The 24,946-nt window shown below is 58.7% G+C and carries 26 protein-coding genes; 15 read left to right on the top strand and 11 right to left on the bottom strand.

Annotated features, from left to right (window positions below; genetic code table 11):
* Positions 1–12: 12 nt before the first annotated feature.
* Positions 13–1,086 (bottom strand): LacI family DNA-binding transcriptional regulator, encoded by a 1,074-nt coding sequence (locus tag ACT7DV_RS04550; RefSeq protein ID WP_444661086.1) that lies wholly within the window; start codon positions 1,084–1,086, stop codon positions 13–15.
* 223 nt (positions 1,087–1,309) lie between these two features.
* On the opposite strand from ACT7DV_RS04550, the gene ACT7DV_RS04545 reads away from it, so the two are divergent.
* The 4 genes from ACT7DV_RS04545 to ACT7DV_RS04530 are packed head-to-tail and all read left to right on the top strand — an operon-like array spanning position 1,310 to position 6,921.
* On the top strand, positions 1,310–2,608 hold the full coding sequence (locus ACT7DV_RS04545) for an extracellular solute-binding protein (RefSeq protein WP_444661085.1): 1,299 nt from the start codon (positions 1,310–1,312) through the stop codon (positions 2,606–2,608).
* A gap of 8 nt (positions 2,609–2,616) precedes the next feature.
* Positions 2,617–3,657 carry a carbohydrate ABC transporter permease gene (locus tag ACT7DV_RS04540; RefSeq protein ID WP_444661084.1) on the top strand — a complete coding sequence of 347 codons (1,041 nt, stop codon included), beginning with the start codon at positions 2,617–2,619 and terminating at the stop codon, positions 3,655–3,657.
* On the top strand, positions 3,654–4,541 hold the full coding sequence (locus ACT7DV_RS04535; protein ID WP_444661083.1) for a carbohydrate ABC transporter permease: 888 nt from the start codon (positions 3,654–3,656) through the stop codon (positions 4,539–4,541). Before ACT7DV_RS04540 ends, ACT7DV_RS04535 begins: the two co-directional genes overlap by 4 nt.
* Positions 4,542–4,590: 49 nt before the next feature.
* Positions 4,591–6,921, top strand: a complete 2,331-nt coding sequence (locus ACT7DV_RS04530) for a glycoside hydrolase family 3 N-terminal domain-containing protein (RefSeq protein WP_444661082.1) — start codon at positions 4,591–4,593, stop codon at positions 6,919–6,921.
* A 3-nt stretch (positions 6,922–6,924) separates the two neighbouring features.
* On the opposite strand, the gene ACT7DV_RS04525 is transcribed toward ACT7DV_RS04530, so the two are convergent.
* The 4 genes from ACT7DV_RS04525 to ACT7DV_RS04510 form a co-directional block, all read right to left on the bottom strand.
* Positions 6,925–7,650 carry an ABC transporter permease gene (locus ACT7DV_RS04525; protein ID WP_444661081.1) on the bottom strand — a complete coding sequence of 242 codons (726 nt, stop codon included), beginning with the start codon at positions 7,648–7,650 and terminating at the stop codon, positions 6,925–6,927.
* Entirely contained in the window at positions 7,650–8,441 is a 792-nt protein-coding gene (locus ACT7DV_RS04520; protein ID WP_444661080.1) for an ABC transporter ATP-binding protein, read from the bottom strand. Before ACT7DV_RS04520 ends, ACT7DV_RS04525 begins: the two co-directional genes overlap by 1 nt.
* Positions 8,442–8,476: 35 nt before the next feature.
* Positions 8,477–9,115: a TetR/AcrR family transcriptional regulator gene (locus ACT7DV_RS04515; protein WP_444661079.1), complete on the bottom strand. Its 639-nt coding sequence runs from the start codon at positions 9,113–9,115 to the stop codon at positions 8,477–8,479.
* Between the two features lie 92 nt (positions 9,116–9,207).
* Positions 9,208–10,050 carry an HAD-IIA family hydrolase gene (locus tag ACT7DV_RS04510; protein WP_060700315.1) on the bottom strand — a complete coding sequence of 281 codons (843 nt, stop codon included), beginning with the start codon at positions 10,048–10,050 and terminating at the stop codon, positions 9,208–9,210.
* A 138-nt stretch (positions 10,051–10,188) separates the two neighbouring features.
* Here ACT7DV_RS04510 and ACT7DV_RS04505 point away from each other — a divergent pair, with 138 nt between their 5' ends.
* The 6 genes from ACT7DV_RS04505 (at position 10,189) to ACT7DV_RS04480 (ending at position 15,758) form a co-directional block, all read left to right on the top strand.
* Positions 10,189–10,845, top strand: a complete 657-nt coding sequence (locus tag ACT7DV_RS04505) for a TrmH family RNA methyltransferase (protein WP_444661078.1) — start codon at positions 10,189–10,191, stop codon at positions 10,843–10,845.
* 106 nt (positions 10,846–10,951) lie between these two features.
* Complete coding sequence (locus ACT7DV_RS04500) at positions 10,952–12,379, top strand: peptidoglycan DD-metalloendopeptidase family protein (RefSeq protein WP_444661077.1); 1,428 nt, start codon at positions 10,952–10,954, stop codon at positions 12,377–12,379.
* A 197-nt stretch (positions 12,380–12,576) separates the two neighbouring features.
* Positions 12,577–13,599, top strand: coding sequence for a class II fructose-bisphosphate aldolase (fbaA, locus tag ACT7DV_RS04495; RefSeq protein ID WP_060700318.1), 1,023 nt, complete (start codon positions 12,577–12,579; stop codon positions 13,597–13,599).
* Between the two features lie 2 nt (positions 13,600–13,601).
* Positions 13,602–14,018 carry a DUF3151 domain-containing protein gene (locus ACT7DV_RS04490; protein ID WP_060700319.1) on the top strand — a complete coding sequence of 139 codons (417 nt, stop codon included), beginning with the start codon at positions 13,602–13,604 and terminating at the stop codon, positions 14,016–14,018.
* A 253-nt stretch (positions 14,019–14,271) separates the two neighbouring features.
* On the top strand, positions 14,272–14,943 hold the full coding sequence (locus ACT7DV_RS04485) for a DUF4956 domain-containing protein (RefSeq protein WP_444661076.1): 672 nt from the start codon (positions 14,272–14,274) through the stop codon (positions 14,941–14,943).
* Positions 14,940–15,758: a polyphosphate polymerase domain-containing protein gene (locus ACT7DV_RS04480; protein ID WP_444661075.1), complete on the top strand. Its 819-nt coding sequence runs from the start codon at positions 14,940–14,942 to the stop codon at positions 15,756–15,758. Before ACT7DV_RS04485 ends, ACT7DV_RS04480 begins: the two co-directional genes overlap by 4 nt.
* 16 nt (positions 15,759–15,774) lie before the next feature.
* Here the strand turns inward: ACT7DV_RS04480 and ACT7DV_RS04475 are convergent, their stop codons facing one another.
* The 4 genes from ACT7DV_RS04475 to ACT7DV_RS04460 all read right to left on the bottom strand — a co-directional run bounded on the left by ACT7DV_RS04475 (position 15,775) and on the right by ACT7DV_RS04460 (position 18,876).
* Positions 15,775–16,443, bottom strand: coding sequence for a response regulator transcription factor (locus ACT7DV_RS04475; RefSeq protein ID WP_444661074.1), 669 nt, complete (start codon positions 16,441–16,443; stop codon positions 15,775–15,777).
* On the bottom strand, positions 16,440–17,888 hold the full coding sequence (locus ACT7DV_RS04470; protein WP_444661073.1) for a sensor histidine kinase: 1,449 nt from the start codon (positions 17,886–17,888) through the stop codon (positions 16,440–16,442). Before ACT7DV_RS04470 ends, ACT7DV_RS04475 begins: the two co-directional genes overlap by 4 nt.
* Positions 17,881–18,321, bottom strand: coding sequence for a hypothetical protein (locus tag ACT7DV_RS04465; protein WP_444661072.1), 441 nt, complete (start codon positions 18,319–18,321; stop codon positions 17,881–17,883). Before ACT7DV_RS04465 ends, ACT7DV_RS04470 begins: the two co-directional genes overlap by 8 nt.
* Before the next feature lie 69 nt (positions 18,322–18,390).
* Positions 18,391–18,876, bottom strand: coding sequence for an Lrp/AsnC family transcriptional regulator (locus ACT7DV_RS04460; protein ID WP_444661071.1), 486 nt, complete (start codon positions 18,874–18,876; stop codon positions 18,391–18,393).
* A gap of 104 nt (positions 18,877–18,980) precedes the next feature.
* On the opposite strand from ACT7DV_RS04460, the gene kynU reads away from it, so the two are divergent.
* The 5 genes from kynU (at position 18,981) to ACT7DV_RS04435 (ending at position 23,311) form a co-directional block, all read left to right on the top strand.
* Positions 18,981–20,261 carry a kynureninase gene (gene kynU / locus ACT7DV_RS04455; protein WP_444661070.1) on the top strand — a complete coding sequence of 427 codons (1,281 nt, stop codon included), beginning with the start codon at positions 18,981–18,983 and terminating at the stop codon, positions 20,259–20,261.
* A gap of 104 nt (positions 20,262–20,365) precedes the next feature.
* Complete coding sequence (locus ACT7DV_RS04450) at positions 20,366–21,781, top strand: amino acid permease (RefSeq protein ID WP_444661069.1); 1,416 nt, start codon at positions 20,366–20,368, stop codon at positions 21,779–21,781.
* 138 nt (positions 21,782–21,919) lie between these two features.
* Entirely contained in the window at positions 21,920–22,543 is a 624-nt protein-coding gene (locus ACT7DV_RS04445) for a thymidine kinase (RefSeq protein WP_444661068.1), read from the top strand.
* A 73-nt stretch (positions 22,544–22,616) separates the two neighbouring features.
* Complete coding sequence (locus ACT7DV_RS04440; RefSeq protein ID WP_444661067.1) at positions 22,617–23,060, top strand: hypothetical protein; 444 nt, start codon at positions 22,617–22,619, stop codon at positions 23,058–23,060.
* A gap of 68 nt (positions 23,061–23,128) precedes the next feature.
* Positions 23,129–23,311, top strand: a complete 183-nt coding sequence (locus tag ACT7DV_RS04435; RefSeq protein WP_444661066.1) for a hypothetical protein — start codon at positions 23,129–23,131, stop codon at positions 23,309–23,311.
* Positions 23,312–23,542: 231 nt separating this feature from the next.
* Here ACT7DV_RS04435 and ACT7DV_RS04430 read toward each other — a convergent pair whose 3' ends face one another.
* Together ACT7DV_RS04430 and ACT7DV_RS04425 are read right to left on the bottom strand one after the other, a co-directional pair.
* Positions 23,543–24,076 (bottom strand): TetR/AcrR family transcriptional regulator, encoded by a 534-nt coding sequence (locus ACT7DV_RS04430; protein ID WP_444661065.1) that lies wholly within the window; start codon positions 24,074–24,076, stop codon positions 23,543–23,545.
* A 40-nt stretch (positions 24,077–24,116) separates the two neighbouring features.
* Entirely contained in the window at positions 24,117–24,863 is a 747-nt protein-coding gene (locus ACT7DV_RS04425) for a gamma-glutamyl-gamma-aminobutyrate hydrolase family protein (protein WP_444661064.1), read from the bottom strand.
* Positions 24,864–24,946: the final 83 nt, after the last annotated feature.

Genomic DNA, 24,946 nt, shown 5'->3' with positions numbered 1-24,946 from the left:
GGGTTTCCTGCCTTAACGGGCGCGCGGCGGCGCGGTGGTATCGCGGGGAACCAGTACAGCGGGCAGCTGCTGCGGCGCGCTGGCTTCTTCGCCGTCCAGCAGGGAGAGCAGCAGGCGCACCGCGTGAGCCCCCATTTCGTGCAGGGGCTGGCGCACGGTGCTCAAGGCAGGGGTGCTTTGCGCGGCGGCCGGGATATCATCGAAGCCGATGATCGACAGGTCGCCGGGCACGGCCAGTCCGCGGCCGGTTGCCACGCTCAAGGCGGCCAGGGCGGAGATGTCATTGGCCGCGAAAATGGCGGTGGGCGGCTGGGGCAGGTCAAGGAGCCGTACGGTGGCGGCCACCGCGGACTTGTGCTGGTAGTCGCCTTCTTCGATGAGCTGTTCATCGAAGTCGATGCCGGCGTTCTCCAGCGCTTGGCGGTAGCCGGCCTCGCGCAGGTGCGCCGATTTGAGGTCTTCGCGGCCGCGGATATGCCCGATGCGCTGGTGGCCTAATTCCAACAGGTGCTCGGTGGCTCTTTGCGCGCCACCGGAATTATCCACGTCCACGGTCATGGGCGTATCGGTGCCCGCTTGCGGGTCGATGGCCACCACCGGGACGGAGCTGTGCGGGATCTCAACGGTGGGGGTCACGATGATGGCGCCGTCGATCAGCGTGCCGCCCAAGCGCGAGAGGGAGCGGCGCTCCCACCCGATATGCCCTTCGGGGCTGAGGTTGCCGGCGTAGGCCATCAGGTCGTATTTGGTGCCGCGCAAGGTGGCGGAAATGCCGTTCAACAGCTCCAGGGCGAAGGGCTCGAATTCGGCGACCAGGATGCCGATGATGTTGGTGCGCGAGTTGCGCATGGAGGAAGCGACCAGCGAGGTCTCATAGCCGAGCTCGTTGATGACCTGGTGAACGCGGGCAATGGTGGCGGGGGAGACTCCGTAGCGTCCGTTGACCACCTTGGACACCGTGGAGACCGAGACCTCGGCGACGCGGGCCACGTCGTTGATGGTGACCCGGGTGGCGACCTGGTTTTCGGCAGGCGTGGGCAGCCATGTGGGGGTGGCATTCACGGTGTTCTCGGTCTCTGGGCTCATCACTCGACTAACAGTAGCGCATATTTCCGCGAAAACAGCGGAGTTTGCAGGCCTGTGGCATGGCAGCAGCGAATTTTCGATAACGTTTTCGCCAAGGATTTCGAAAACGTTATCGAAAACGATTGACATGATGCGCGTCACAGTGCAATTCTTGGTGAAGCCAAGTGCCTGCCGCGCCATTGCCGACAGGGCCATTTCATCACCACTGCTCAGGAGCACACGCATGATATCCACGTCCCGCACGGCAAAATTTCTGGCGCTGGCAGCCACTGGCTCGCTGCTCTTCTCCGGATGCGCCTCCGGTTCCTCCAACGCCAGCGGATCCACTGGCGGCACCACCACTGTGACCTGGTGGCACAACTCCAACAACGGCGAAGGCAAGGCCTACTACGAAAAGGTCGCCAAGGACTTTGAAGCGGAACACGAAGGCGTGGACATCGAAGTCCACGCCATGCAGCACGAAGACATGCTCACCAAGCTCGACGCCGCATTCCAAAGCGGGGATGCGCCGGATGTCTACATGGAACGCGGCGGTGGAGAACTCGCCGCCCACGTGGCTGCCGGGCTGACCAAAGACCTCAGCGACGTGGCCAGCGAGGAAATCGGCTTCCTCGGCGATACCGCCGGCGGCTGGCAGATCGAGGGCAAAACCTACGCCCTGCCCTACTCGCTAGGAGCAGCAGGCTTCTGGTACAACAAGGCCCTGTTCAAAAAAGCCGGCATCGTCAAGGCCCCGGAAACCTGGCAGGAGCTGCTCGATGCGAGCAAGAAACTCAAGGACGCCGGCATCACCCCGATCTCCGTGGGAGCCGGCGACAAATGGCCGGCAGCGCACTACTGGTACTACGCCGCGGTGCGCGAATGCGCCGAGCAGACCTTGGCCGACTCGGTCGCCAACCTCGACTTCAGCGACCAGTGCTTCGTGAAGGCCGGAGAGGATGTGGACCGGCTGATCAAGGCCGAGCCATTCAACCCGGGCTTCCTCTCCACCCCGGCACAGTCCGGACCGACCTCGGCCTCGGGCCTGCTGGCCACCGGCAAGGCCGCCATGGAACTGGCCGGACACTGGGAACCAGGGATCTTGCAGGGACTGACCGAAGACGGCAAGGGCCTGGGCAAGGACACCGGCTGGTTCTCCTTCCCCGCCATTGAAGGCGGTGCAGGCAATCCTGATGCGCAGCTCGGTGGCGGCGATGCCTGGGCGGTAGCCCAGGACGCACCGGATGCGGCCGTGGAATTCGCCAAGTACATGCTCTCCGAAAAGGTCCAGCGCGGATTCGCCGAACTGGATATGGGCCTGCCCACCAACCCGAAAGCCGTCGACGCCGTGGCTGATCCGGCCCTGGCTTCCATGCTGGACGTGCGTGATTATGCGCCATACTTCCAGTTGTACTTCGACACCGCCTTCGGTGCCTCCGTCGGCGGCGCCATGAACGATGAAATCGCCCTGCTCTTCGCTGGCAAGTCCGACGCGCAGAAGATCGTTGACGCCAGTCAAGATGCCGCTGACCAGGAGAAGTGATCCTGGCCGTGTCTCAAGAAGTGACTTATGCATCAAGCCCGGCGGGTGAAGGCCCGGCAGCACAGGCTGCAGCCGCCGTGCAGGAGCCAGCTGAAGCCGCGGTGGCGAAAGCCGAGCGCCGCCGGCGCAAGCCAGCGGATCGGCGCAAGACGCTGGAGATCCTGTTCTTTGTCAGCCCAGCGCTCGTGCTAATCGCTGTGTTCATGCTGCTGCCCATCGTCCAAGCTGTGCGCTTCTCGGTGTACAACTGGAAAGGCTTCGGCCCGCTAGTGGACTTTGTCGGGCTGAAAAACTACGCGCGGGTGCTGCAAAACGAGGTTTTCACCGATGCGATGATCCACAACCTGATCATCATCGGCGGGTCCATTGCGCTGCAGCTGCCCATCGGCCTGGGAATCGCCCTGCTGCTGAATCGGAAGATGAAGATCCAGTCGCTGCTGCGCACCATCATCTTTGTTCCCTACGTGCTCTCCGAGGTCATCGCCGGCGTCATCTGGTTCCAGCTGCTGCAGCCGCAGTACGGGGTCATCGACACCATCCTGTCCAAGCTGGGAATCCAGGGCCCGGCCCAGGGCTGGCTGGGTACACCCGAGCTGGCACTGTGGACTGTACTGGTGGTGCTGACCTGGAAGTACCTTGGCCTGGCCGTCATCTTGTTCTTGGCCGGGCTGCAGGGCGTGCCCTCCGAGCTCTACGAAGCAGCGGAGATCGACGGGGCATCCTGGTGGCAAATCCAGCGCAAGATCACCATTCCGCTGCTCGGGCCTACCCTGCGCACGTGGGGATTCCTCTCGATGATCGGCTCGCTGCAGCTGTTCGATATGGTGTGGATCCTCACCGGCGGCGGGCCGGCCAACTCCACCACCACCATGGCCAGCTTCCTGGTATCTGAAGGAACCAAGCGGCAGAACTTCGGCGTGGCAGCCGCCGCCTCGGTGGTGCTGTTCATCGTCGCCCTGATCCTCGCGGTGTCCTACCAGCAGTTTGTCCTCAAGCGGGACTCGCAGCCAGATGACGAACGAACCAAGGCGAAGAAGGTCAAAGCATGAGCGCCACAGTGGCCACCGGCCCGCAGCAGACCCCGGCACAGGCATTGCGCGCCAAGAAGCGCGCGCGGAACCAAGGCGGAAACGTTGTCGTCTACGCCATCGCCCTCGCAGTGGTGGCGCTGACCCTCGGCCCGGTGCTCTACGGCGTCCTGGGCGGGTTCCGCAGCAATGCGCAGCTCGCCGAGAACCCGGCGGGCCTGCCGGCACCCTGGGTGCTGGATAACTATCTGGGTGTGCTGAAAAACCCGGACTTCTGGCACTACGCGCTGAACTCCACCATGATCGCGGTGATCACCACGGTGATCGTCGTGGTCCTGGGCATCATGGCCGCCTACCCGCTGGCCCGCTACCAGTTCAGGATGCGCGAACCGATCTTCATGGTCTTCGTGCTGGGACTGCTCTTCCCTGCCACCGTGGCCATCGTTCCGCTGTTCATCCTGATCACCCGCGACCTGCACATGGGCAACACCTGGTGGGGCGTGGCCCTGCCGCAGGCAGCCTTCGCGCTGCCCATGACCGTGGTCATCCTGCGCCCCTTCCTCATGGCGCTGCCCCAGGAATTGGAAGAGGCAGCCCAATTGGATGGTGCCAGCCGGATTGGTTTCTTCTGGCGCATCCTGCTGCCGCTCTCCGGCCCGGGCATGGTTACCGTCGGCGTCCTGGCCTTCGTCGGTTCATGGAATGCCTACTTGCTGCCGCTGCTTCTGCTGCAAGGGGATATGCGCACCCTGCCTCTGGGCGTCGCCGATTATTCCAGCGAGCACTCCGCGGATACCGCTGGAGTTTTCGCCTTCACCGCCTTGGCGATGATTCCGGCGCTGATCTTCTTCCTCGCCATGCAAAAGCGCATCGTCAACGGACTGCAGGGTGCAGTCAAGGGCTAGGGACCAAGGTCCTGAAAGCACCCGACCTACTTTTGAGAATAGGATTTTCATGAAAACTGCCGAGCAGACCTGGCGCGATGCCAGCCTCCCAACAGACCAGCGCGTGGCAGCCCTTCTAGCGCAGATGACGCTCGAAGAAAAAGCTGGGCAGCTGGGCTCCTACTGGATCCGTCCGGAGGAAGAACAACATGACGGCGAAAGCAATGTGGCGCCGATGGCTGATACCTTCGGTGGCGGCCCGAGCTTCGAAACAGCTATCGCCAACGGGCTGGGACACATCACCCGGGCCTTCGGCACCGTTCCGCTGGACCCTGCCGAGGGCCGCACCAAGCTGGCTGAACTGCAAGAACAGGTCATGGCCTCCAACCGTTTCGGCATCCCGGCCATCGCCCACGAAGAATGCCTGACCGGCTTCACCGCCCTGGGCGCCACCTGCTACCCGGCATCCATTGCCTGGGGAGCGACCTTCAATCCGGAACTGGTGCAATCCATGGCTGCGCGCATCGGGGCCGACATGAAAAAGATGGGTGTGCACCAGGGACTGTCCCCGGTGCTGGATGTGGTGCGCGATTACCGCTGGGGACGCGTGGAAGAGACCATCGGAGAAGACCCTCACCTGGTCGGAGAGCTCGCAGTCGCCTATGTGAAAGGCTTGCAGGGTTCTGGCGTCAACGCCACCTTGAAGCATTTCGCCGGATACGCTGCCTCGCAAGCCGGGCGCAACCATGCACCGGTCTCCATTGGCCAGCGCGCGCTGGAGGACACTGTCTTCCCGCCCTTTGAACGAGCTGTGCGCGAAGCCAAGGTGCAGTCGGTGATGAATTCCTACGCGGATATCGACGGCGAAGCGCCGGCGGCCAGCCGCCGGCTGCTCACCGAAGTGCTGCGTGAACGCTGGGGCTTCACCGGCACCGTGGTGGCAGATTACTGGGCCGTGAGCTTTCTGCACAGCATGCATGAAATCGCCGACAGCGAAGACAGCGCAGGCCTGCTGGCACTGAACGCCGGCATGGATGTGGAACTGCCGGAGACGATTGCCTACGCCCGCCTCGCAGAAGCGGTACGCTCCGGCCGTTTGGAAGAGTCAGTCCTGGATACCGCGGTCAGCCGGGTGCTCACCCAGAAAATCGAGGCCGGCCTGCTGGACTCGGACTACAGCCCCGAACAAGCCTGGCATGGTGACGATGTGGAACTGGATTCCGAGCAGAACCGGGAACATGCCCGCATCATGGCCGAAGAATCCATCATCTTGTTGCGCAATGATCAGATCCTGCCACTGAAGTCTCCAGCCCGCCTTGCGGTGATCGGACCGAGCGCCACCCAGCCGCGCACCCATCTGGGCTGCTATTCCTTTACCAACCACGTGTACTCGCGCTTCGCCGAGCAAGAAGACCATGGCGTGGAGATGACCTCCATACTCGAAGCCTTGCGTGAAGCTCCGGCGCTCGCCGGAAGCCAGATCGAATACGCCCGAGGAGTGGACTTCACCGACCTTGATGAGGCGGGCATCGAGCAGGCTGTCGAGACGGCGCGCAATGCCGAAGTGGCGGTGGTGACCGTGGGGGATTTGGCTGGTCTCTTTGGCCGGGGAACCTCCGGCGAGGGCTGTGACGCGGTGGATCTGAAACTGCCTGGACGCCAGGCGGAACTGGTTGAGGCCGTGCTGGAAACCGGTACGCCGACCGTCCTGGTATTGGTCACCGGGCGCCCCTATTCGCTGGGACAATTCGCCGACCGGGCGGCGGGCATTCTCCAGTGCTTCATGCCCGGCGTTGAAGGTGGACCCGCCGTGGCCAGAGTGCTGACCGGTGAGGTGAATCCCTCGGGCAAACTGCCGGTGCAGATTCCCGACCATACTGGCGGACAACCCGGAACGTATCTGGCGCCCAAGCTCGGTTGGCATTCGGATGGCGTCTCGAACCTGGATCCGCGCCCGCTCTATCCCTTCGGCTACGGACTGTCCTACACGAGCTTCGAAATCTCCGCGCTTGAGTTATCAGCCACGGAAATCTCGACAGAAGGGACATTGGAAGTTAGCGCCACCGTGACTAATACCGGGGGGCGCCAGGGTGCCGAAGCCGTTCAGCTGTATCTCTCCGATGAGATCTCGCAAGTAGTTCGTCCGCGACGGTGGCTGGCCGGTTTTGCGAAGATCAAGCTCGAAGCGGGGGAATCGAAGCGGGTGTGCTTCAGCGTGCATGCTGACCGAACGTCGTTTACCGGACTGGCCGGACGCCGGATCGTGGAGCCAGGCAGGTTCACCGCGTTCATTGGTGCGGACAGTGAAGATCTGGGCCAGCAGGACGCGTTCGACATCGTGGGCGAGATCCGCGAAGTCGATGAAGGCCGGGTGATGGATACTCCGGTGGTTGTTAGCTAGTAGCTACGCGGTACGCCGGCGCAGGGTCAGCGATCCGACAAGCAGAGCCACGACGATCCACGCAACGATCACCAGCATGCTGAATGCTGTGTCCGAGTCCGTGGTCCCTGCCGCGACGTCAGAAAGGGCGTCGATGGCATGGGACAGCGGCAGCCAATCGCCGATGGATTCGAGGACTCCGGGAAGCTGGTCTCGGGGAAGGATGATTCCCGCCAGCAAGAATTGGGGGACGACCAAGGCCGGCATGAACTGCACGACCTGGAATTCCGTGCGGGCGAAGGCGCTGGCCATGAGTCCAAGACTGATTCCCAGCAGTGCATCCAGCGCTGCCACCGCGAACATCAACCAGAAACTGCCTGAGATTTCCAGACCGCAAACCCAGACGGCAAAGCTCGAGGCAATGATGGTTTGGACGATGGCGATCAGGGTGAAAGCCAGTGCGTAGCCAAAGATGAATTCCCCCTTGGCTAGCGGCATGCTCAGAAGCCGTTCAAGCGTGCCACTGCGCCGTTCGCGCAGGGTGGCGATGCTGGTGACCAGGAACATCACGACAAAGGGGAACAGGGCAATCATGGCGGGGCCGATGCGCTGGAATGCAGGCGTATCGGTGAATATCCAAGCGATTAATCCGATCAGCAGGCTGGGGACCACGAGCATCAAGGCAATGGTCCGGGGGTCGTGGCGGACTTGGTTCAGCACCCTGCCGGCGGTGGCTAACGTTCTGCGCATTATTTGCTCCCATCTGCGCTGGCGCGGTGCCGAGGTGCCGAATCAGGGGCAGGGGTGGCATTGTCATGCGAAATCGAGGCGCCGGTATCAATGAGTTTCAAAAATGCGGTCTCCGGATCGGTGGCTCCGGTGCGTTCCATGAGTTCGTACGGTGTCAGTTGAGCGAGTATTTTTCCTTCTCGGAGCAGCAGGATTTGATCGCAACGCATGGCCTCATCCATAACGTGGCTGGAAACCACCAAGCACAAGCCGGTGGCGGCCAGCCGGGCGAATAGGTCCCACAAATCTGCGCGAAGCACCGGATCAAGTCCGACCGTTGGCTCGTCAAGGATGACAATGTCAGGGCTGCCCAGTAGCGCGATGGCAAGTGAGACGCGATTGCGTTGGCCACCCGAGAGGTCAATGACGAGGCGGGAAGCCTGCCCAGAGAGGTCAGTGCCGTGGATGACGCGGTCCACCTCTTCATCGGGGAGCCCAAGAATTTTGGCGAAATAGGCGACGTTCTGCCTTACCGTCAGATCGTCATAGACACTTGCTGCCTGGGTCATGTAGCCGACTTTGTGCCGCAAGGCCTTGCTGCCCGATGGCAGGCCCAGGACGGTGACGGTGCCGCTGGTGATGATCTGGTTGCCAACGATGCTGCGCAGCAGTGTGCTCTTACCGCTTCCGCTGGGACCAAGCAGCCCGATGATCTTGCCCGCTTCAAGCTGGAAGCTCAGCTGGTCCAGGACCAGATTCTTGCCCCTCTTGACCTTGAGTTCTTGCACGTCGATACAAGCCGTTTTATTCATCACATAATGAATTAGAGACCCGTTTGGCGGACAAGTCAATGCTTTTGGATAGGAAGATCCCCGGTGAGGTAGCGCTGAATTGTTGGAGCGACAAGTTCGATGAGCTCATCATCGTCCATGGAGGCCAAGGGCTCTAAGGCAACAACATACCGGGCGATAATCAGGCCGATGAACTGGCTGGCCACCAGTGCAACACGCGCTTCTGCCGTTTCCTGGGGCAGGCGAGCGCCCACCCGGGAGAAGATCTCTTTCTGGATGAACGGCTTTAAAATTTTTGTGGCGTTGTTGCTGGAGATCAGTCCTCGAACCATGGCTATCGCAGGCGGCCGAAATGCTGGTTTTCGCCAGGTGCTGATCAGGGCACTGGTCAGCGCGTAGCCCAATTCTTCCAGCGGTGCGGTCACCGCCTGCCCAATGATGGCTGCCGGGTTGGCCGGGAGGTGCATGGTCTGGATGAAGAGCTCGCTCTTGTCCTTGAAATAGTGGTGCACCAAAGCTGGATCCACTGAGGCTCGGCGGGCTACGGAACGCAGGCTCGCCCCCTCGAAGCCGGCATGGGCGAATTCCTTGGATGCGGCTTTGAGGATCTTGGACTTTGTTGATCCGGTGGTACTTCCTTTGGGGCGTCCGCGTTTGCGGGCACCGGGGACTTCGTCGGGTACTGGCTCACTCACTGCTTCAGGATACGTCGCGGGGCGCAGATTCGCTGATGTCCCGGGAAACGCTGAAGGCCGGGCAAAGCCCGGCCTTCAGCATGCATCGAGAACTACTTCTTCGTTGCAGGAGTTTCAGTTGGTTGCGCGCCCTTGGCCAGTTCTGCATGCAGGTTCGCTACAGAGGGGTACTGCAGGTCCGGGCGGAACGGGAAGGTGTCCATATCTTCGCGGGCTGTGATGCCGGTAAAGACCAAAGCGGTCAGCAGGCCAGCTTCCATGCCAGCGACAATGTCGGTGTCCATGCGGTCGCCAATCATGGCCGTGGTTTCCGAATGCGCATCGATGCGGTTCAACGCGGAACGAAACATCATTGGGTTCGGCTTGCCCACCACGTATGGTTCGCGATTCGTTGCTCGAGAGATCAATGCGGCGATGGCGCCCGTTGCAGGCAAGAGGCCTTCGGCTGATGGACCGGTGGCGTCCGGATTGGTGGCGATGAACTTGGCGCCACCTTCAATGAGCCGGATTGCCTTGGTGATAGCTTCGAAAGAGTAGGTGCGGGTCTCGCCCAGCACCACGTAGTCCGGGTTCTGGTCGGTCATGATGAACCCTGCATCGTGCAAGGCCGTGGTCAAACCCGCTTCACCGATCACAAAGGTGCGGCCACCTGGGCGCTGGCGAGCCAAGAACTCTGCCGTGGCCATAGCCGAGGTCCAGATGTTCTCCTCTGGAACGTCCAGTCCCGAAGCGAGCAGGCGCGCACGAAGGTCGCGCGGGGTGAAGATGGAGTTATTGGTCAAAACCAGGAAACGCAGATTGTTCTCACGCCAGTACCCCATCAACTCTGCGGCACCCTTAACGGCCTGATTTTCGTGGACAAGAACGCCGTCCATATCAGTGAGCCAGCACTTGATGTCATGGACAGTGCGTGCGGCGCGGTTGGTAGTCGTCACGAGGTGAAGTCCTCCCTGATGAAATTGTGGTGGGAGCTATCTGCGTTGAAAGATTCCCCTGCTACTAAAAAGACTACACAGCCTTGGGGAATTGCGCCGTGAACAAGGGCACGATCAGAAAGAACTACGCTTAATAACGTGAATCAAGAATTGCATGACCCGGTCAACGACCCCAGCGAGCAGCATGTCATCGGAGTGGGCCCCTGGGAAGGGGAGCTCCCATTAGATGAAAAGTATGATCCTGAGTTGCTGGAACTGGGCGACCGGCGCAATGTCGCTGACAAATATCGTTACTGGAAAATGGATGCCATCATTGCGGATCTAGACGAGCGCCGCCATGACTTCCATATTGCCATTGAAAATTGGCAGCATGACATGAATATCGGCACGGTGGTGCGCAGTGCCAACGCGTTCCTGGCCAAGGAAGTCCATATTATTGGCCGTCGCCGTTGGAATCGAAGGGGTGCAATGGTGACAGATCGTTACCAACATGTGCGTCATCACCCGACCGTCGAGGATTTTGTTATCTGGGCCGAATCTGAGGGGCTCACGATATTGGGAATCGACATTTTCCCAGACTCCGTGCCGCTGGAAACCTACGATATTCCTAAGAATTGCGTCATGGTCTTTGGCCAAGAGGGGCCCGGTTTGAGCCCGGAAGTTCACGCTGCTGCCAAGGACACCCTGTCAATTGAACAATTCGGCTCAACACGATCAATCAATGCCGCCTCTGCAGCTGGAATAGCCATGCATGCATGGGTCCGCCGGCACGTATTTGGGCAGCGGGTCAGCTAACGCAGGAATTATTACTGAAGAGTTTTAGTCGAGCATCTGGATTAGTTGCATTTTTGCGCATACGCTGTTAATCGGTTATGAAAATGTGATCTGGGAGTGAGTGGCTGTGAATCGTCGTCATCAAGTGAACCATGATCTATTGCTGCCCGGATTACCCCGACGCAAGAAACCTGTGGTCATCTGGACGACCTCTATAGCTGCTGCCTTCGCGCTGACGGGAGCGTTGGCTATTCCTCTCGTGGCGCAGCCCGCCGATTCGCGTCAGGGCGACGTTCCGGTATCGATGGAAGCTATCGTTGACTACTCGGTCGGCGATGGTCCCGTTTTTGTCAGTGGTGATGCTCCACTGAATGCCTTCGGAGCTTCCGGCAAGGAACTGGCCATTGATGGGCGTCCAGTTGGCATGATTGAGGGTGCCACCGAGACGTCTGAATCGAGCAGCGCCAGCGAAGATTCCACCGCGTTGCTGGCCGGAACCGTTGGTGAACTTGGCAAGCTTCCCGGGGACTTGCAGCTGATGCACCCGGTGACGACCCGTCGCATTTCCAGCCCTTACGGTTGGCGCGCGAACCCCACCGGCCCGGGCAACCAGATCCATATCGGCCAGGACTACCCAATTTCTTGCGGTTCGCCGGTTTACGCTGCCGAAGACGGCACCGTCTCGGTCTCGGCGTGGGCTGGGCACTCCGGCATGCGCGTGACCATTGACCATGGGTTCAACGTCCAAACCGGTTACAGCCATAACTCAAAACTGATCGCCAAGGTTGGCCAGAGCGTGAAGCAGGGTGAATTGATCGCGCTCGCCGGAACCACAGGCAACTCCACCGGCTGCCACGTGCACTTTGAAGTCATCATCGATGGACGCTGGCACGACCCGCGCAATTACCTGCCTCTGATCCCGGGCCAGCGTAATGCAATGATCGATTCCCAGCGGCTGACCGTCAATGCGAACACCGCGCCGAAAGGAAACGGTTCGCAGAATTCTGGCCAGTCCAACCATGCCCCAGATCCGGACATCGTAGTTCCAGAGAACGACACTCCATACGTTCCTTCTCCGAAGCCGCGTCCTACGCCAACCAAGTCGGCCAAGCCGACGCCAAGCCAGAGCGATGACGAGAGCAAGAGCCCTACGGGATCGAAGAGCCCGAGCGAATCCACCTCGCCGTCCAAGAGCGAGACCGAGGCCCCGACTACTAGCGAGCCGCCGTCCTCTACCGCTCCGACGACGGAACCGACAACAGGCACCAAATCGCCAGACGGGTCATCGCTTCCTCCGAAATCCCCTGATTCTCCATCGCCGAAACCATCGACGACGGTGACACCTGAGGGATCGGCTGAGACTAATAAAAGTTCGTTCGAGGCCATCGAGGAATCGTCGTCTGAACAGACTTCTGGCAGCCCTACAACCCGTACCGGTGCAACGAGCAGTTCGCCAGCCACGACGTCGGAACCTTCAGGATCGAATTCCTTGAGCCTTGAGGTCTCAATTGATCCGAGCGAAGGTGCAAGCTTGTCAGAATCCATTACCGAATAGCCAATCACTGTCTAGACGGCGGCCGTCGGAGGCGAGTGTTCCACTCGTTCCCGGCGGCCGCTGTCTTTGCAGATACGTGGTTCTTTACCGTGTCACGATATGAGATTTTAGGTAGAGATAGTGACCTAGGCGATAGGATGGATGGCGAACCGCCGTCAATGGAGACGCGAAACCTCGCTAACCACCAGGAGTGAAGCATGCCTATCGCAACCCCCGATAAGTACAATGCCATGATTGATGCTGCCAAGGCAGGCGGCTACGCCTTCCCAGCAGTGAACGTGACCAGCTCGCAGACCCTGAACGCCGCAATCCGTGGCTTCGCCGAAGCCGAGTCTGACGGCATTATCCAGGTCTCCACTGGCGGTGCCGCCTACTGGTCCGGCGCCTCCATCAAGGACATGGTCGCAGGCTCGTTGGGCTTCGCGGCCTTCGCCCGCGAAGTAGCCAAGAACTACGGCGTCAACATCGCCTTGCATACCGACCACTGCCCAGCAGACAAGCTGGACAGCTTCGTGCTGCCACTGCTGGCTGCATCGGAAGCAGAAGTTGCGGCCGGCCGCGACCCATTCTTCAACTCCCACATGTGGGATGGTTCGGCTGAAACCCTCGAAGAAAACCTGCGCATCGCTGCAGAACTGCTTCCACGCACCGCAGCTGCCAAGCAGATCCTCGAAGTTGAAATTGGCGCAGTGGGCGGCGAAGAAGACGGCGTGGAAAACGCCATCAACGACAAGCTGTACTCCACCGTTGAGGATGCGCTGGCAACCATCGATGCCCTGGGTGCTGGCGAAAAGGGCCGCTACATCACCGCGCTGACCTTCGGCAACGTCCACGGCGTTTACAAGCCAGGCAACGTGAAGCTGCGTCCGGAGATCCTGAAGGACATCCAGGCTCAGGTTGGCGCCAAGATCGGCAAGGAAAACCCTTTCGACCTCGTATTCCACGGTGGTTCGGGCTCCTCCGAGCAGGAAATCGCTGACGCTGTTGCCTACGGTGTCATCAAGATGAACATCGATACCGATACCCAGTACGCATTCACCCGTCCGGTCGCCGGCCACATGCTGAGCAACTACGACGGCGTGCTGAAGATCGACGGCGAAGTTGGCAACAAGAAGACCTATGACCCGCGCGTTTGGGGTGCCAAGGCTGAAGAGTCCATGGCAGCTCGCATCGTAGAAGCTGCTCAGCAGCTGGGCTCGGCCGGAAAGTCGCTGAAGTAAAGATGGCAGGAGAGAACCTGCTGGGCATTCCAGAAACGCTGCTCCCCGAAGAGTCCGAGGTCTTGGCACGCCTCGAAGCTGGCGATGAGCCAGTTGATTTGGCCGCTAACTTCCCATCATCTTCCCTGGTGTGGGCGCTGCTGGCCGACGAAGCACATGGCGAAGGCCGCACCGTGGAGTCCTACGCGTTCGCTCGCGTGGGCTACCACCGCGGCCTCGACTCGTTGCGCAAGGCCGGATGGCGCGGCCAGGGACCCGTTCCTTGGAGCCACGAGCCTAACCGCGGCTTCCTCCGCTCGCTCTACGCGCTGGGTCGTGCGGCCGCAGCCATCGGCGAAGCTGAAGAAGTTGATCGGATCGGCAAATTCCTGAACGATTCGGATGCTTCGGCCAAGGCTGAAATCGAAGCTGGCAAGTAAGCAACCGCAATATCGCCAAACGGCGGCTCGTCTCATTACGGGACGAGCCGCCGTTTGTCTTAATCGGACACTATCTACATGCAGCGTGAGCGGCGAATCATCGCATTTCAACGGCTGAAAACTTAAAACTGCAGGTCATGAAGCATTCAGTAATATGAGGACTTTCTCATCCTGTTCTACATTTGTCTTCATTCTATTCACCTAAAGTTCACTTAGAAGGGATCATCGCTTCACATCATTGAAAGGGATAAGAATGTTGTCTTTCTGGACAGGTCTAGCCTCAAACGTCATTGGCATTACCGTGCTGGTGTACTTCGTATACTTCCGTCGCCATTTCCGCCGCGATTTGGTGCTTGCGTACATCGCATTGAGCATGGGAATTTTCGCGGTGACCCTGCTGCTTTCTGGCAGCGGGGCAGGCATGGGGCTGGGGCTCGGACTCTTCGGCATCCTTTCCATCATTCGCCTTCGGTCAGACACGCTGACCCAGGAAGAAGTTGCCTACTACTTCATATCGCTGGCCATCGGACTGGTCAACGGGCTGCACCCAGATCCAGCGTGGTTGGCCCCTTCGGCCACCGCGGCTCTGGTGCTTGTCATGTTCCTCGCCGATCACCCAAGTTTCGCCCCACGTACCGAACGCCAGACGGTCACCTTGGAAAAGGCCTACCCGAAAAAGCCTGAACTTCAAGCAGCGCTCGAAGAACTGCTGGATGCCAAGGTTCTGCGCACCGTGGTGGTCGAGCTGGACATGGTTCGCGATCTGACCATCGTAGATGTCCGGTTCCGCACAAATGCCACTTCAGCGGCCAAATCGGATAGCAGCTTCGCCCACGCGGGAACATTCGAACTGGCCAATGGACAAAGCACAGCAAGGAATTCTTCTTCGCAGAACGGAACCAAGCAGGATACGTGGTCCCGATGACCGCGCTGGACAGCAGCACTCGAAGTGCTATCTCGGCTGGCGCCCGCATTGCGCTGGAAGAAGCTGTCGCGCATCGCGAACCAATCAGCTTGCAAGAAGTCGTTTCTGAAGCTGCGTTGCAGACGCGTGTTGATAAGAAATTCGTGCTCACGCCCCAGCAGTTCACTGCATTATCGGAACGACTAGGCGAGAAGTTCAAGATCATGCAGATCGATGGCCTGCGAACTTTCCGGTATGAATCCGTGTACTTCGATACCGAGGACTTCGAGCAATATCGGGCTCACCGGCAGGGCCGGCGCAGACGCTACAAAGTTCGTTCACGAACCTATGCCGATACCGGATTGTCGATGTTTGAAATCAAGACCAAGGGATTGCGCGGGGCCACCGTGAAACACCGGATCCAGCAGGAGATGCACGAGGCTGGAAAACTGACCGTGGATAACCTGCAGTTCCTGGGCTCGGTGCTGCACAACGAATACGGCCAACAAGTCCCCGAACTGCATCCGGTGCTAGACAGTGCCTACACGCGCGCCACCTTCGTGAACCCGATCGATTCTGAACGCCTGACCTGCGATGTCGAATTGGAATACGCCAACGCCAATAAGCAGATCAACGGGCCGGACCTGGTTGTTGTCGAGACGAAGTCCGCTAATGGTCGCGGAGCCTCAGACCGGGCCCTGGCAGAGCTGGGCATTCGCGAAGTATCCATGTCCAAGTACTGCATCGGCGTGGCTCTGCTGAATCCGCATCTTCCTGCGAACCGCTGGAGCAGGTTGTTGCAACAGAATTTTGTCCCGGATCCAACGCTGGGCTAACCCGTGCTCCGTCCAGTTATTTTGAGGCCGCTAGCCGGTAGCCGAATCCGCGGACGGTCTCGAAGCGTGACGAGCCGAGTTTGTTGCGAAGGTAGCGGACGTAAACATCTACGACGTTGGAACCGGGATCAAAATCGTAGCCCCAAACCCGTGAGAGCAGTTGTTCACGGCTGAGCACCTGGCCAGGGTTGCGCAAGAAGGCCTCGGTAAGTGCGAATTCACGGGCGGAGAGATCTACTTCTGTTGAATCCACCGTAACTCGTCTGCGTAGCAGATCCATGTGCAGGTTTTCATGAGTCAAGGAAGAAGCTTCAGGGGCGTGGTCGTCGGTCCGCAATCGCAGCCGAACCCGGGCAAGCAGCTCATCAAAATGGAATGGCTTGGCCATGTAGTCATCGGCGCCATTTTGCAGTCCGGCGACAGTATCCTCAACGCTTCCGCGAGCGGTGAGAATGATGACCGGGATGGTGATGTGCGCTGCCCGCAGCCGGCGCAGGACAGAGAAGCCGTCTTCGTCCGGCAAGCCCAAATCCAAGATGATCAATTCGTGATCGCCGTCGAGCGCTTGGCTGAATCCGTCGTGGCCGGTCTGGGCAATCGAGGAGGTCAGTCCGGCGGCACGCAGTCCTTTTGCGACAAAAGAGCTGATGCGAGGTTCGTCTTCTACGATCAATATTTGGCTCATTCTTCCTTGCTTCCTGTCGACAGCGGCAGATCAATATAGAACGTGGAACCGTTTTTTGGCTCCGAGTTTACCCAGACGCGTCCACCGTGAGTTTCGGCGATAGCTTGCACAATATTCAGGCCCAAACCGGAGCCCGATGAGCGCGCAGAATTCTGCCCGCGGCCAAAGCGTTCAAAGATGCGTTCCAAATCATCAGAGCGAATGCCGATACCGGCATCGGATACCCACCAGCGCAGGGTGGTCTCTCCATGGCCGTTCCGCAAGATCTCGTTTCCCAGAGCAATACGGCTATTCTCTTCCGAGAATTTCACCGCGTTGGCGCATAGCTGCAGCATGGCCTGGGTCAGGCGTGCCGGGTCCAATCGGACCGTAGCCTCGGTGCGGTAGTCGATGCGCCATTGGCGCTGGCCCAGCCCGCGGGCCTTATCCAGGATGTCGTCAAGCAGCTTGCCTACCTGGACCGGCTCAATTTGCAGGAAGTCTGTGCGGTTGGTCTTGGCGAGTGTCACCAGGTCATTGATGAGCAGGGACATGCGACCCAACTCGTCCATGGCGATATCGCGGCTCTGCTCCACATCCTGCGAGTCATGGGGATCCATGAGCTCCAGGTGGCCATTGATGATCGTCACCGGAGTGCGAAGTTCATGTCCCACATCGTCCAGAAGCTGGCGTTGGGCTTTCAACGCGCCATCGAGGCGGTCCAGCATTTCATTAACCGTGACGGTCAGGTCCGCGAACTCGTCATTGCCGGAGACCTCAATGCGCTGGGAAACATCGGTTTCGGAGATCTGCTGCGCGGTGGTCTGCAATCTGCGAATCGGCTCCAGCATTCGTCCCACAACCAGCCACGCAGCCAGGGCCGACAACAACATGACCGAAGCACCCACGGCACTGTAGATCATGAAGTTCCGGTCATTTGCTATAGCCTCGGCCGAGTAGTCATAGGCCAAGACAAAGGAGCCGCGCTCGTGGTCGGCAGGCAAGCTTACCGGGACCACTACGGCACGGTAGGTGGCGACGTCAGTCTTTACGGTGCCGAGCCGAATATGGTTGCTGTCTTGAACCTGGTAGGCCCATTCGATGAATTCGGGGTCGTCTTCCAGCCGGATGCCTACTATATCCGGCGCAGTCCAACGCACCTCCTTGCCAACCAAGGAGACCATTCCTTGCTTAGGGGAGGGGAGGGTGCGCTGCATTGCGATGTAGAGCAGGTCCTCGGCATGTTCGAATCGTTTCATGGTCCGTGGGTCAACACCCGTTTCGGTTAGCACGCCGAATTCTTTGACGGACCGTGAGAGGGATTCATCAAGTCGTTCATTGAGTTCATGGCGTTGCACAGCGAAGCTTGCAGCACCAGCAGCAACAAGAGCCAGGCCGACCAGGAGCAACATGCCAGTAAGCACGCGAGCGCGGATGGACCATCTGCGTTCGGGTGCTTTAGTCATCGTCGCCTACGTCGTCGGCCGCATCGTCGTCATCAGCTTCGTAATCATCATCGTCGTCGTCATCGTAGTTTTGGCTACCTGAGGGAGGCAATGGCGTGACGGTTTTCTTAGGCGGAGCGGGCGCTGTTGGTTTGGGCTTAACCGTTGCGGTGGGTTTTGGCGACGGATTTTTCGTTGACCTGCTTGGTTTAGTCGTTGTGGACGGAGTAGGCGTTGGCTTGGCAGTTGTAGACTCTGACGGACTCGGTGACTGCGTTGGTCCGTTAGGTACACCACTGGTGTGAGAAGGAGAATCTTCTTTGAAGATGAACCCTTCGCCTAGATCCTGGTCCGAAGGCCCGCCCATGGCGCGGCTGATTCCAAAGATGCCTAAGCCGATTACCGCCACCACGGCGAATAAAGCCACAATGCGGCGCAACGTTTCCTTTCCCATGCCACCCATTGTTCCGGATGCACATGAGATCTAGATGAGAGATGCTGATAGATGACGGTGCGGGCTCAACTAGCGCAGATGCTCAAAAATGATCACTGTTTGGGTTGAAGAAAATGCCCTGTTAGACCCCAGATGCGTAGCGACAAAGGTCCGCAGATCATCGATGCTCCGGGTAGCTACCCGCACCAGCAGATCGGGCGATCCTCCCAATACGAAGACTTCTTTTACCTCGGGCAACTGTTGCAAGGATTTTGCGGAGGAGAGCAACCGGTCCCGGGCTGAAGGCGATACGAGTACTGAAATCATTGCATTGACCGTGACACCAAGCAGTTTTTCATTGATAGCAGCGTGGTACCCGGTAATGATTCCGGCGGAAGACAAGGCTTTGACCCGTCCGAGACAGGTTGATGGAGCCACGCCAACTTTCGCGGCGAGAATGTTGTTGGGGATCCGGGCGTCATGGCTCAGCTCCGAGAGGATCGCCAGATCGGTGGCATCAACGCGAACAGGATTCGGAACGGCTTCGCTTTGTGCTTCCCAGAGGGAATTTTCCACGGATATCTCATTTCATTCTTTATTAGAGTTCGGATTCGGTCGCATAATCTCGTATTCGATTCTACGATGTCTACAACGCAGAGAACCGAAATCTTAGGAGCAAAATGCCTACCGAGTTGACTCGCCATTCCTTGGCCCAGCTGGATGCTGCGGATCCTCTTACCGCTTTCGCGGACCGTTTCATCTTGCCCGAAAATATCATCTACCTCGATGGAAACTCGCTCGGGGCTTTGCCCAAGGGTGCTGCCGAACGCGCAGCCCAGGTGGTCAGCGAAGAATGGGGCCAAGGGCTGATCCGTTCATGGAATACCGCAGGCTGGTTCGACCTGCCGCTGAAGCTGGGGGACAAGCTCGGCAGCATGATCGGCGGGAAGCCGAACGAAACTGCAATCACTGACACCACCACGCTGAACCTTTTTAAAGCTCTGGCGTCCGCTCTGCGTACGCAAAAGGCCGATGCACCTGAACGTCGAGTGATCCTGACCGAACGCGATAATTTCCCTACCGACATTTACATCGCTGAAGGCCTGGCCGACCTCGTCAACTCGCTGTCACTGGAAACCGGTGTCGCCTATGAAGTGAAGCTGATTGATGACGAAGATTCACTGCGCGCGGCTTTGGATGACAGCGTCGCAGTCGTGGCACTGTCACACGTGAATTACCGGACCGGCGCCATGTGGAATATGGATGGAATCACCGCCGCGGTTCACGGTGCCGGCGCGCTGGTTATTTGGGACCTGGCCCATGCCGCAGGTGCGGTGCCGGTCGACTTGAATCTCGCAGATGCAGACTACGCGGTGGGGTGCACCTACAAATACCTCAACGGTGGACCGGGCTCACCGGCCTTCATTTGGGTCAACGCCCGCCATCACGAACGCTTCTGGCAGCCCCTGTCAGGATGGTGGTCCCACAACAAGCCATTCGAAATGTCGCAAAGCTACACGCCAGCCAATGACATCCGCCGATTCATGTGCGGCACCCAGCCAATGACCTCGCTGGCCATGGTCGAGGTAGGACTCGATATCGCATTGGAAGCCGATATGGTTCAGGTGCGGGCCAAGTCGCTCGAGCTGGTAGACCTGTTCATCACCCTGGTTGAGACTCGGTGCGCGGGATACGGCCTGGAACTGGTGACTCCACGAGAGCATGCAGCCCGGGGCAGCCACGTGAGCTTCCGCCACGAGCATGGCTACGAAATCATCACCGCGCTGATCGACCACGGTGTCATCGGTGATTACCGCGAGCCTGAAGTCCTGCGCTTTGGAATCACCCCGTTGTACCTGACGCGCACCGATATCTGGGATGCCGTGGAGAAACTGCGTGAAATTCTGCACACCGGCGCATGGCAGCGTGAAGAGTACGCCGTACGAAATGCCGTGACGTAGCTGGGAAACCAGCGGCGGCAATTTGCGATTGCTCCACCGATGGCCTGCGATGGCCAGAGTACGCTTATACGCAGCACGGCATGTTCTGATGCCGTGCTGTTCGTATGAGTTTCAAGGGAGCATCGTTGGGCAAGCAGCCGGTACGCGCCACTGACGTCGGGTCGGGCCTGAAGAAATCACTGACCCCTGCGCAAATGTCCATGATTGCCCTGGGCAGTGCCATTGGCACCGGGCTTTTTGCCGGCAGCAAGCTGGCCATCATGATGGCTGGGCCATCGGTGATCCTCAGCTACGTGATCGGTGGGGTGGCGGCCCTGCTGGTGATGGGGGCGCTCGCCGAAATGACGGTCAAGCAACCGGTGGCAGGATCCTTTGGCGTTTACGCCGAACGGTATCTGGGCCGTTTTGCCGGATACCTCACCAAATACCTGTATTGGTCCGCGCTGATCTTCGCGGTCGGTACCGAGGTCAGTGCCGTCGGCGAATATATGCAGTACTGGTTCCCGCAAATTCCCGGACTGTGGTGGGTGGCTATTTTCTCCGCCGTCCTCTTGGCCGTGAACTTCTGCAGCGTGAAGATCTTCGGAACCACCGAATACTGGTTCTCGGCAATCAAGGTTTTTGCGGTTATTGCCTTCATCATCATCGCCCTGTGGCTGGTTTTCCATAATCCGCAAGACCAGTTTGGCGTGCATAACTACAGCGCTGAAGGCGGTTTCTTCGCCAACGGGTTGTTTGGCACATGGAGCGCGGTGATTGTTGCGATCTTCTCCTATATGGGCATTGAAGCTATCTCAATTGCTGCCGCCGAGGCCCGAAACCCGAAGATTGCGGTGCGCAAGTCCTTCAAGGTTTCCTTCCTCCGGCTCTTGCTCTTCTACGTATTCACCATGGCTCTAATCCTGGCAGTCGCGCCAACCAGCGAACTGATTTCTGGGGGCTCGCCCTTCGTGACGGTGATGTCCCAGGTGGGTATACCCTTTGCTGATTCCATGTTGAATTTTGTGCTGATTATTGCAGCGCTCTCGGCCATGAACGCACAACTATATGCCGCGACTCGCATGCTGCATTCTCTGGCTGATTCAGGTCATGCGCCACGCATTGCGCATCGGACCAACCGTGCTGGAGCGCCGATTCATGCAGTGTGGATGTCTGCCGGCGGCATTGCCGTCGCTGCCGTGGTTTATGCGTTGGTTCCCGAAGGAGGGTTCGGCATCATGCTGTCTTTGGCCACCTTCGGCGCGCTGGCAACCTGGTGCATGATTCTGCTAACCCACGTGTCTTTCCGCCGCAAAGTGAAGCAGCAACAAGAGTCCCTGGACTTCAAGTTGTTCGGGTATCCTGCCGCGTCCATCCTTGGTGCGCTCCTGCTCGCCGCCCTTCTGGTGACCTCGTTCTTTGTTCCCCAGTTCAAGTACACCCTGATCTTTGGCGTGCCCTTCGTCTTGGTGATGTCGGTAATTTATTGGCTATTTTTTGCCAGAAAACCGCAGAAGCCAGCTGTCCAGTTCTCGGAATAGCAAATGGTCAACACCAGCTGTGAGTTGAGCCGGATTGGGTGCTGCGCCGAGTGTAGCCGCCGCAGAATAATGGAGCTGGCACTAAGATCGTAGGGTGTCTGCTAGTTGGCGGATGCGACGATTCTTCGAGGAGCGATAGTGGCCAAGTTGTATTTCCGCTACGGAGCAATGAATTCTGGCAAGTCCACGAGTTTGCTTCAGGCTGCTTTCAACTATGAAGAACGGGGCCAGCGAATCCTGCTTGCCAAGCCCGGTGTGGATACCAAAGGCGAGAACTCGATCGTTTCGAGACTGGGAATCAAGCGCATCACCGACTTCACCATTAGCCCTGAAGATAATGTCAGGGAGCAATTCACTGCACAGAGCTCGGGAGATGACCCCGATGCGTTGTTGACGCATGTCGATGCCCCACCGGTGGCCTGCCTTCTGGTGGATGAGGCGCAATTCCTCTCCCGCGAACAGGTTGATGATCTGTTGCGTATTGCTGTGCTGGATAACGTGCCGGTGTTGGCCTATGGCATCCGCACTGACTTCCGCACTCATGCCTTCCCGGGCTCAGCTCGCCTGATGGAGCTCGCCCATTCTTTGGAAGAGCTGAAGACCATTTGCCGTTGTGGACGCAAAGCCATGTTCAATACCCGACGCGTTGGCGATGCAGTTGTCTTCGACGGGGATCAGGTTGCCATTGACGGCGAAGACGTTTGGTACGAATCACTTTGTGCCTCGTGCTATCTCGAAGCCTCCGGCGGGAAACTGAGCTAGTCCTCAAACATTCCCAAGTCACGTTTCGATTACGCCTGTTTTCAGGCGAAGCGTCGTGTGCAAGACTCTGTAGATGAAGACTCCGGTGGGTTTGCTTCTCGTTGCTGTTGCGCTGCTGATGCTATCCGGGTGTGCTGGGGCGACACCTGGTGGGCATCCGGGGCCCCAGGACATATTCGAAAAATCCCGAAATTCCGATCGTGCGCCCTCGGCATTCCATGATGATGTTCAACGTGCGTCCTGTGGGGAGATAACCCTTTCCCCAGCGGAAGAAATCCCCTCAGATGTTGTTGAATGCATGGATTCAGCGGTGGCTAAGCGCAATGTCGAGTTGACTGTCGCATCGCCAACTACTGAAGGGGATCCGATCATCACGTATTACCGAACGAGCGCTGATACCTCTGGCATTGAGATGTTCTCCAATGGTGAATACGACAAACTCGGTTCAAGAGACTGGTGGCACGCCATGTGCACCAAAACGATGGCACTCCTAGTGCTTGAGGGTTGCCAAGATTAGAGCCTGTCGTCAAGAGCCGGAGGGATCTTGATAAGCAGGTGCCTCTACAAGTGGAAAGCTGGTGCTAATTGATCGTCGCAGCAATCATTTCCTTGCTGTTGGCACTGGCATTCATCGGGGTCTTCGAGTGGGAACGCAGAGACAGGATGAATACCGGTTCCACGGAGGACAAGTTCTTTGGCAATTGGGCACTGGTGGCCTTCTGGATCTGCGCATTCTTCTTTATTGTTTTTGCGCTTGGCGCGTTCTGAAAGTGCTTGCGATTGCACCCTTTATTTTGAGCCACGCAAAAGTGACTAGCTGATCCAACCGTGCAAATACCGCTATTATTCCCCTTGCACGTAACTGGTAGTCGTATTGCGATATCAGTGGAAAAGCTTCCTAGCGGCACGGCAGCTGCCGGGAGCTTGGTACCTTGACGGGCCGAGGCTGGTACCAGTTCGGTTCCTCCAGGGCTCAGTGCAGGCCTAGGTTTTGAGCCGTCAGCTAGTCAGCCCTGCAACAGCCCGTTGCAGTCCCCAATCGAAGCCATCCGCTAATGGCGCGTCCACGTCCAATTGCACGAGATTCTGCCGGAAGGCGACAGACCCGAGGATGTGGTTGAGCAGAAGTTGCTGTCCGTGGCGGGCGTTCTCTGCAGACAGCCCTGAAGATTCCAAAAGTTCGCGCAATTGCAGAACTGGGGACAATTCAGTGGCCTGCATTGCGGTGGCAACTTCAATGACTTCAGGGCTGTCTTGAATCGGCAACAACGCGAGGTACAGCCGCCGAGAAAGGTGAAGAATGGCATCGGCAGGAGTGCTGAAGTCATCGGCATTGACCGAGAGCTGCGGAGTATTGAGCAGCTTGGCGGCCACCTGGGCTAGCAATTCCTGCTTGTTCTTCACATGCCAGTAGAGAGCGCCAACTTGAACATCCAGCTCCTTGGCCAGACGGCGCATCGACAAGTCAGCCAACCCGAACTGTTGCAGGATGTCGACCGCGGTATCCACGACCGTTAACTGAGTCAATGCCATAAGACCAAGTCTAGCCTCAGGCGGGCAGCTCTCCGGCGTGCTAGCCGTTGATGAGTTCGGGAGCTACACCTGATGCTTCCTGGCATTGCATTGCCAAGCGCTGGATCAGTGCGCGGAGCTGGCTGGAAGCAGTGTGGGGGTGTTCCGGGTGCCATTGCACTGCGGTCACTGGAGCTGACTCGTGCACGACCGCCTCGATAATGTCGTCGGTAGACATGGCTGCGATCTGCAGGCCCTTGCCCAGCTCGTGTATGGCTTGGTGATGTGTGCACTTGTGGGTGGCCTTGGCAGACAGGTCTTCTTCTAGCCCGGAAGCGATGGAGTCGAAACGGGTCTCGACAAAAGGATCGCTGCCCGTGCTGCGGTGGGCATCGGCATGCTCCAGATGCTGAATCAAGGTGCCGCCCAAGGCAACGTTTAACAGCTGCAGGCCACGGCAGATTCCGAGCAAAGGCGTCTTGGTGGCGATGGCATGTTGGATGGCCGCGATGTGGTTCCGGTCCGCAGCAAGCTCGTGTTGGCCACCTCCGGGGTAGGCCGAGGTGCGTCCGTAGAGCGATGGCTCGACGTCTTCGCCGCCCATGACCAGCACTGCGTCTGCCGCGTCAACAATCTGCAGCACCTGCTCGAGGCTTAGATCATTGCATGGAACCAGTGCTGCGTTGTGCCCGGCATCGATGATCTGGCCGACGGTGTTTTCGTTGAGCTCATCAAGTTCCTGCTGGAATAGGGGGTTGTGCGGTCGGGATTCGCGTATGTGCAGAACCGTGAAATTCAAAGGTGCCAAGACCAGCTCCAACTAATGCATTTCGGGCCTATGAAAATGGCCGATAAGGGTTGATGAAATCTAAGCTACAAGTCCCGGATTTC

It is taken from the genome of Glutamicibacter sp. TV12E (genome assembly GCF_052441935.1).
Classification (GTDB): Bacteria; Actinomycetota; Actinomycetes; order Actinomycetales; family Micrococcaceae; genus Glutamicibacter.
The sequence above is the reverse complement of the archived record's forward strand: the minus strand, read 5'-3'. Positions and strand labels throughout refer to the sequence as shown.

Bases quoted from the DNA above. Each gene is read 5' to 3' on its own strand.
- ACT7DV_RS04450 (WP_444661069.1), top strand. From the start codon at position 20,366: ATGAGTTTCAAGGGAGCATCGTTGGGCAAGCAGCCGGTACGCGCCACT.
- ACT7DV_RS04465 (WP_444661072.1), bottom strand. From the start codon at position 18,321: ATGGGAAAGGAAACGTTGCGCCGCATTGTGGCTTTATTCGCCGTGGTG.
- ACT7DV_RS04530 (WP_444661082.1), top strand. From the start codon at position 4,591: ATGAAAACTGCCGAGCAGACCTGGCGCGATGCCAGCCTCCCAACAGAC.
- fbaA (WP_060700318.1), top strand. From the start codon at position 12,577: ATGCCTATCGCAACCCCCGATAAGTACAATGCCATGATTGATGCTGCC.
- ACT7DV_RS04490 (WP_060700319.1), top strand. From the start codon at position 13,602: ATGGCAGGAGAGAACCTGCTGGGCATTCCAGAAACGCTGCTCCCCGAA.
- ACT7DV_RS04520 (WP_444661080.1), bottom strand. From the start codon at position 8,441: ATGAATAAAACGGCTTGTATCGACGTGCAAGAACTCAAGGTCAAGAGG.
- ACT7DV_RS04475 (WP_444661074.1), bottom strand. From the start codon at position 16,443: ATGAGCCAAATATTGATCGTAGAAGACGAACCTCGCATCAGCTCTTTT.
- ACT7DV_RS04525 (WP_444661081.1), bottom strand. From the start codon at position 7,650: ATGCGCAGAACGTTAGCCACCGCCGGCAGGGTGCTGAACCAAGTCCGC.
- ACT7DV_RS04545 (WP_444661085.1), top strand. From the start codon at position 1,310: ATGATATCCACGTCCCGCACGGCAAAATTTCTGGCGCTGGCAGCCACT.
- ACT7DV_RS04485 (WP_444661076.1), top strand. From the start codon at position 14,272: ATGTTGTCTTTCTGGACAGGTCTAGCCTCAAACGTCATTGGCATTACC.
- ACT7DV_RS04535 (WP_444661083.1), top strand. From the start codon at position 3,654: ATGAGCGCCACAGTGGCCACCGGCCCGCAGCAGACCCCGGCACAGGCA.
- kynU (WP_444661070.1), top strand. From the start codon at position 18,981: ATGCCTACCGAGTTGACTCGCCATTCCTTGGCCCAGCTGGATGCTGCG.
- ACT7DV_RS04480 (WP_444661075.1), top strand. From the start codon at position 14,940: ATGACCGCGCTGGACAGCAGCACTCGAAGTGCTATCTCGGCTGGCGCC.
- ACT7DV_RS04440 (WP_444661067.1), top strand. From the start codon at position 22,617: ATGAAGACTCCGGTGGGTTTGCTTCTCGTTGCTGTTGCGCTGCTGATG.
- ACT7DV_RS04430 (WP_444661065.1), bottom strand. From the start codon at position 24,076: ATGGCATTGACTCAGTTAACGGTCGTGGATACCGCGGTCGACATCCTG.
- ACT7DV_RS04470 (WP_444661073.1), bottom strand. From the start codon at position 17,888: ATGACTAAAGCACCCGAACGCAGATGGTCCATCCGCGCTCGCGTGCTT.
- ACT7DV_RS04550 (WP_444661086.1), bottom strand. From the start codon at position 1,086: ATGAGCCCAGAGACCGAGAACACCGTGAATGCCACCCCCACATGGCTG.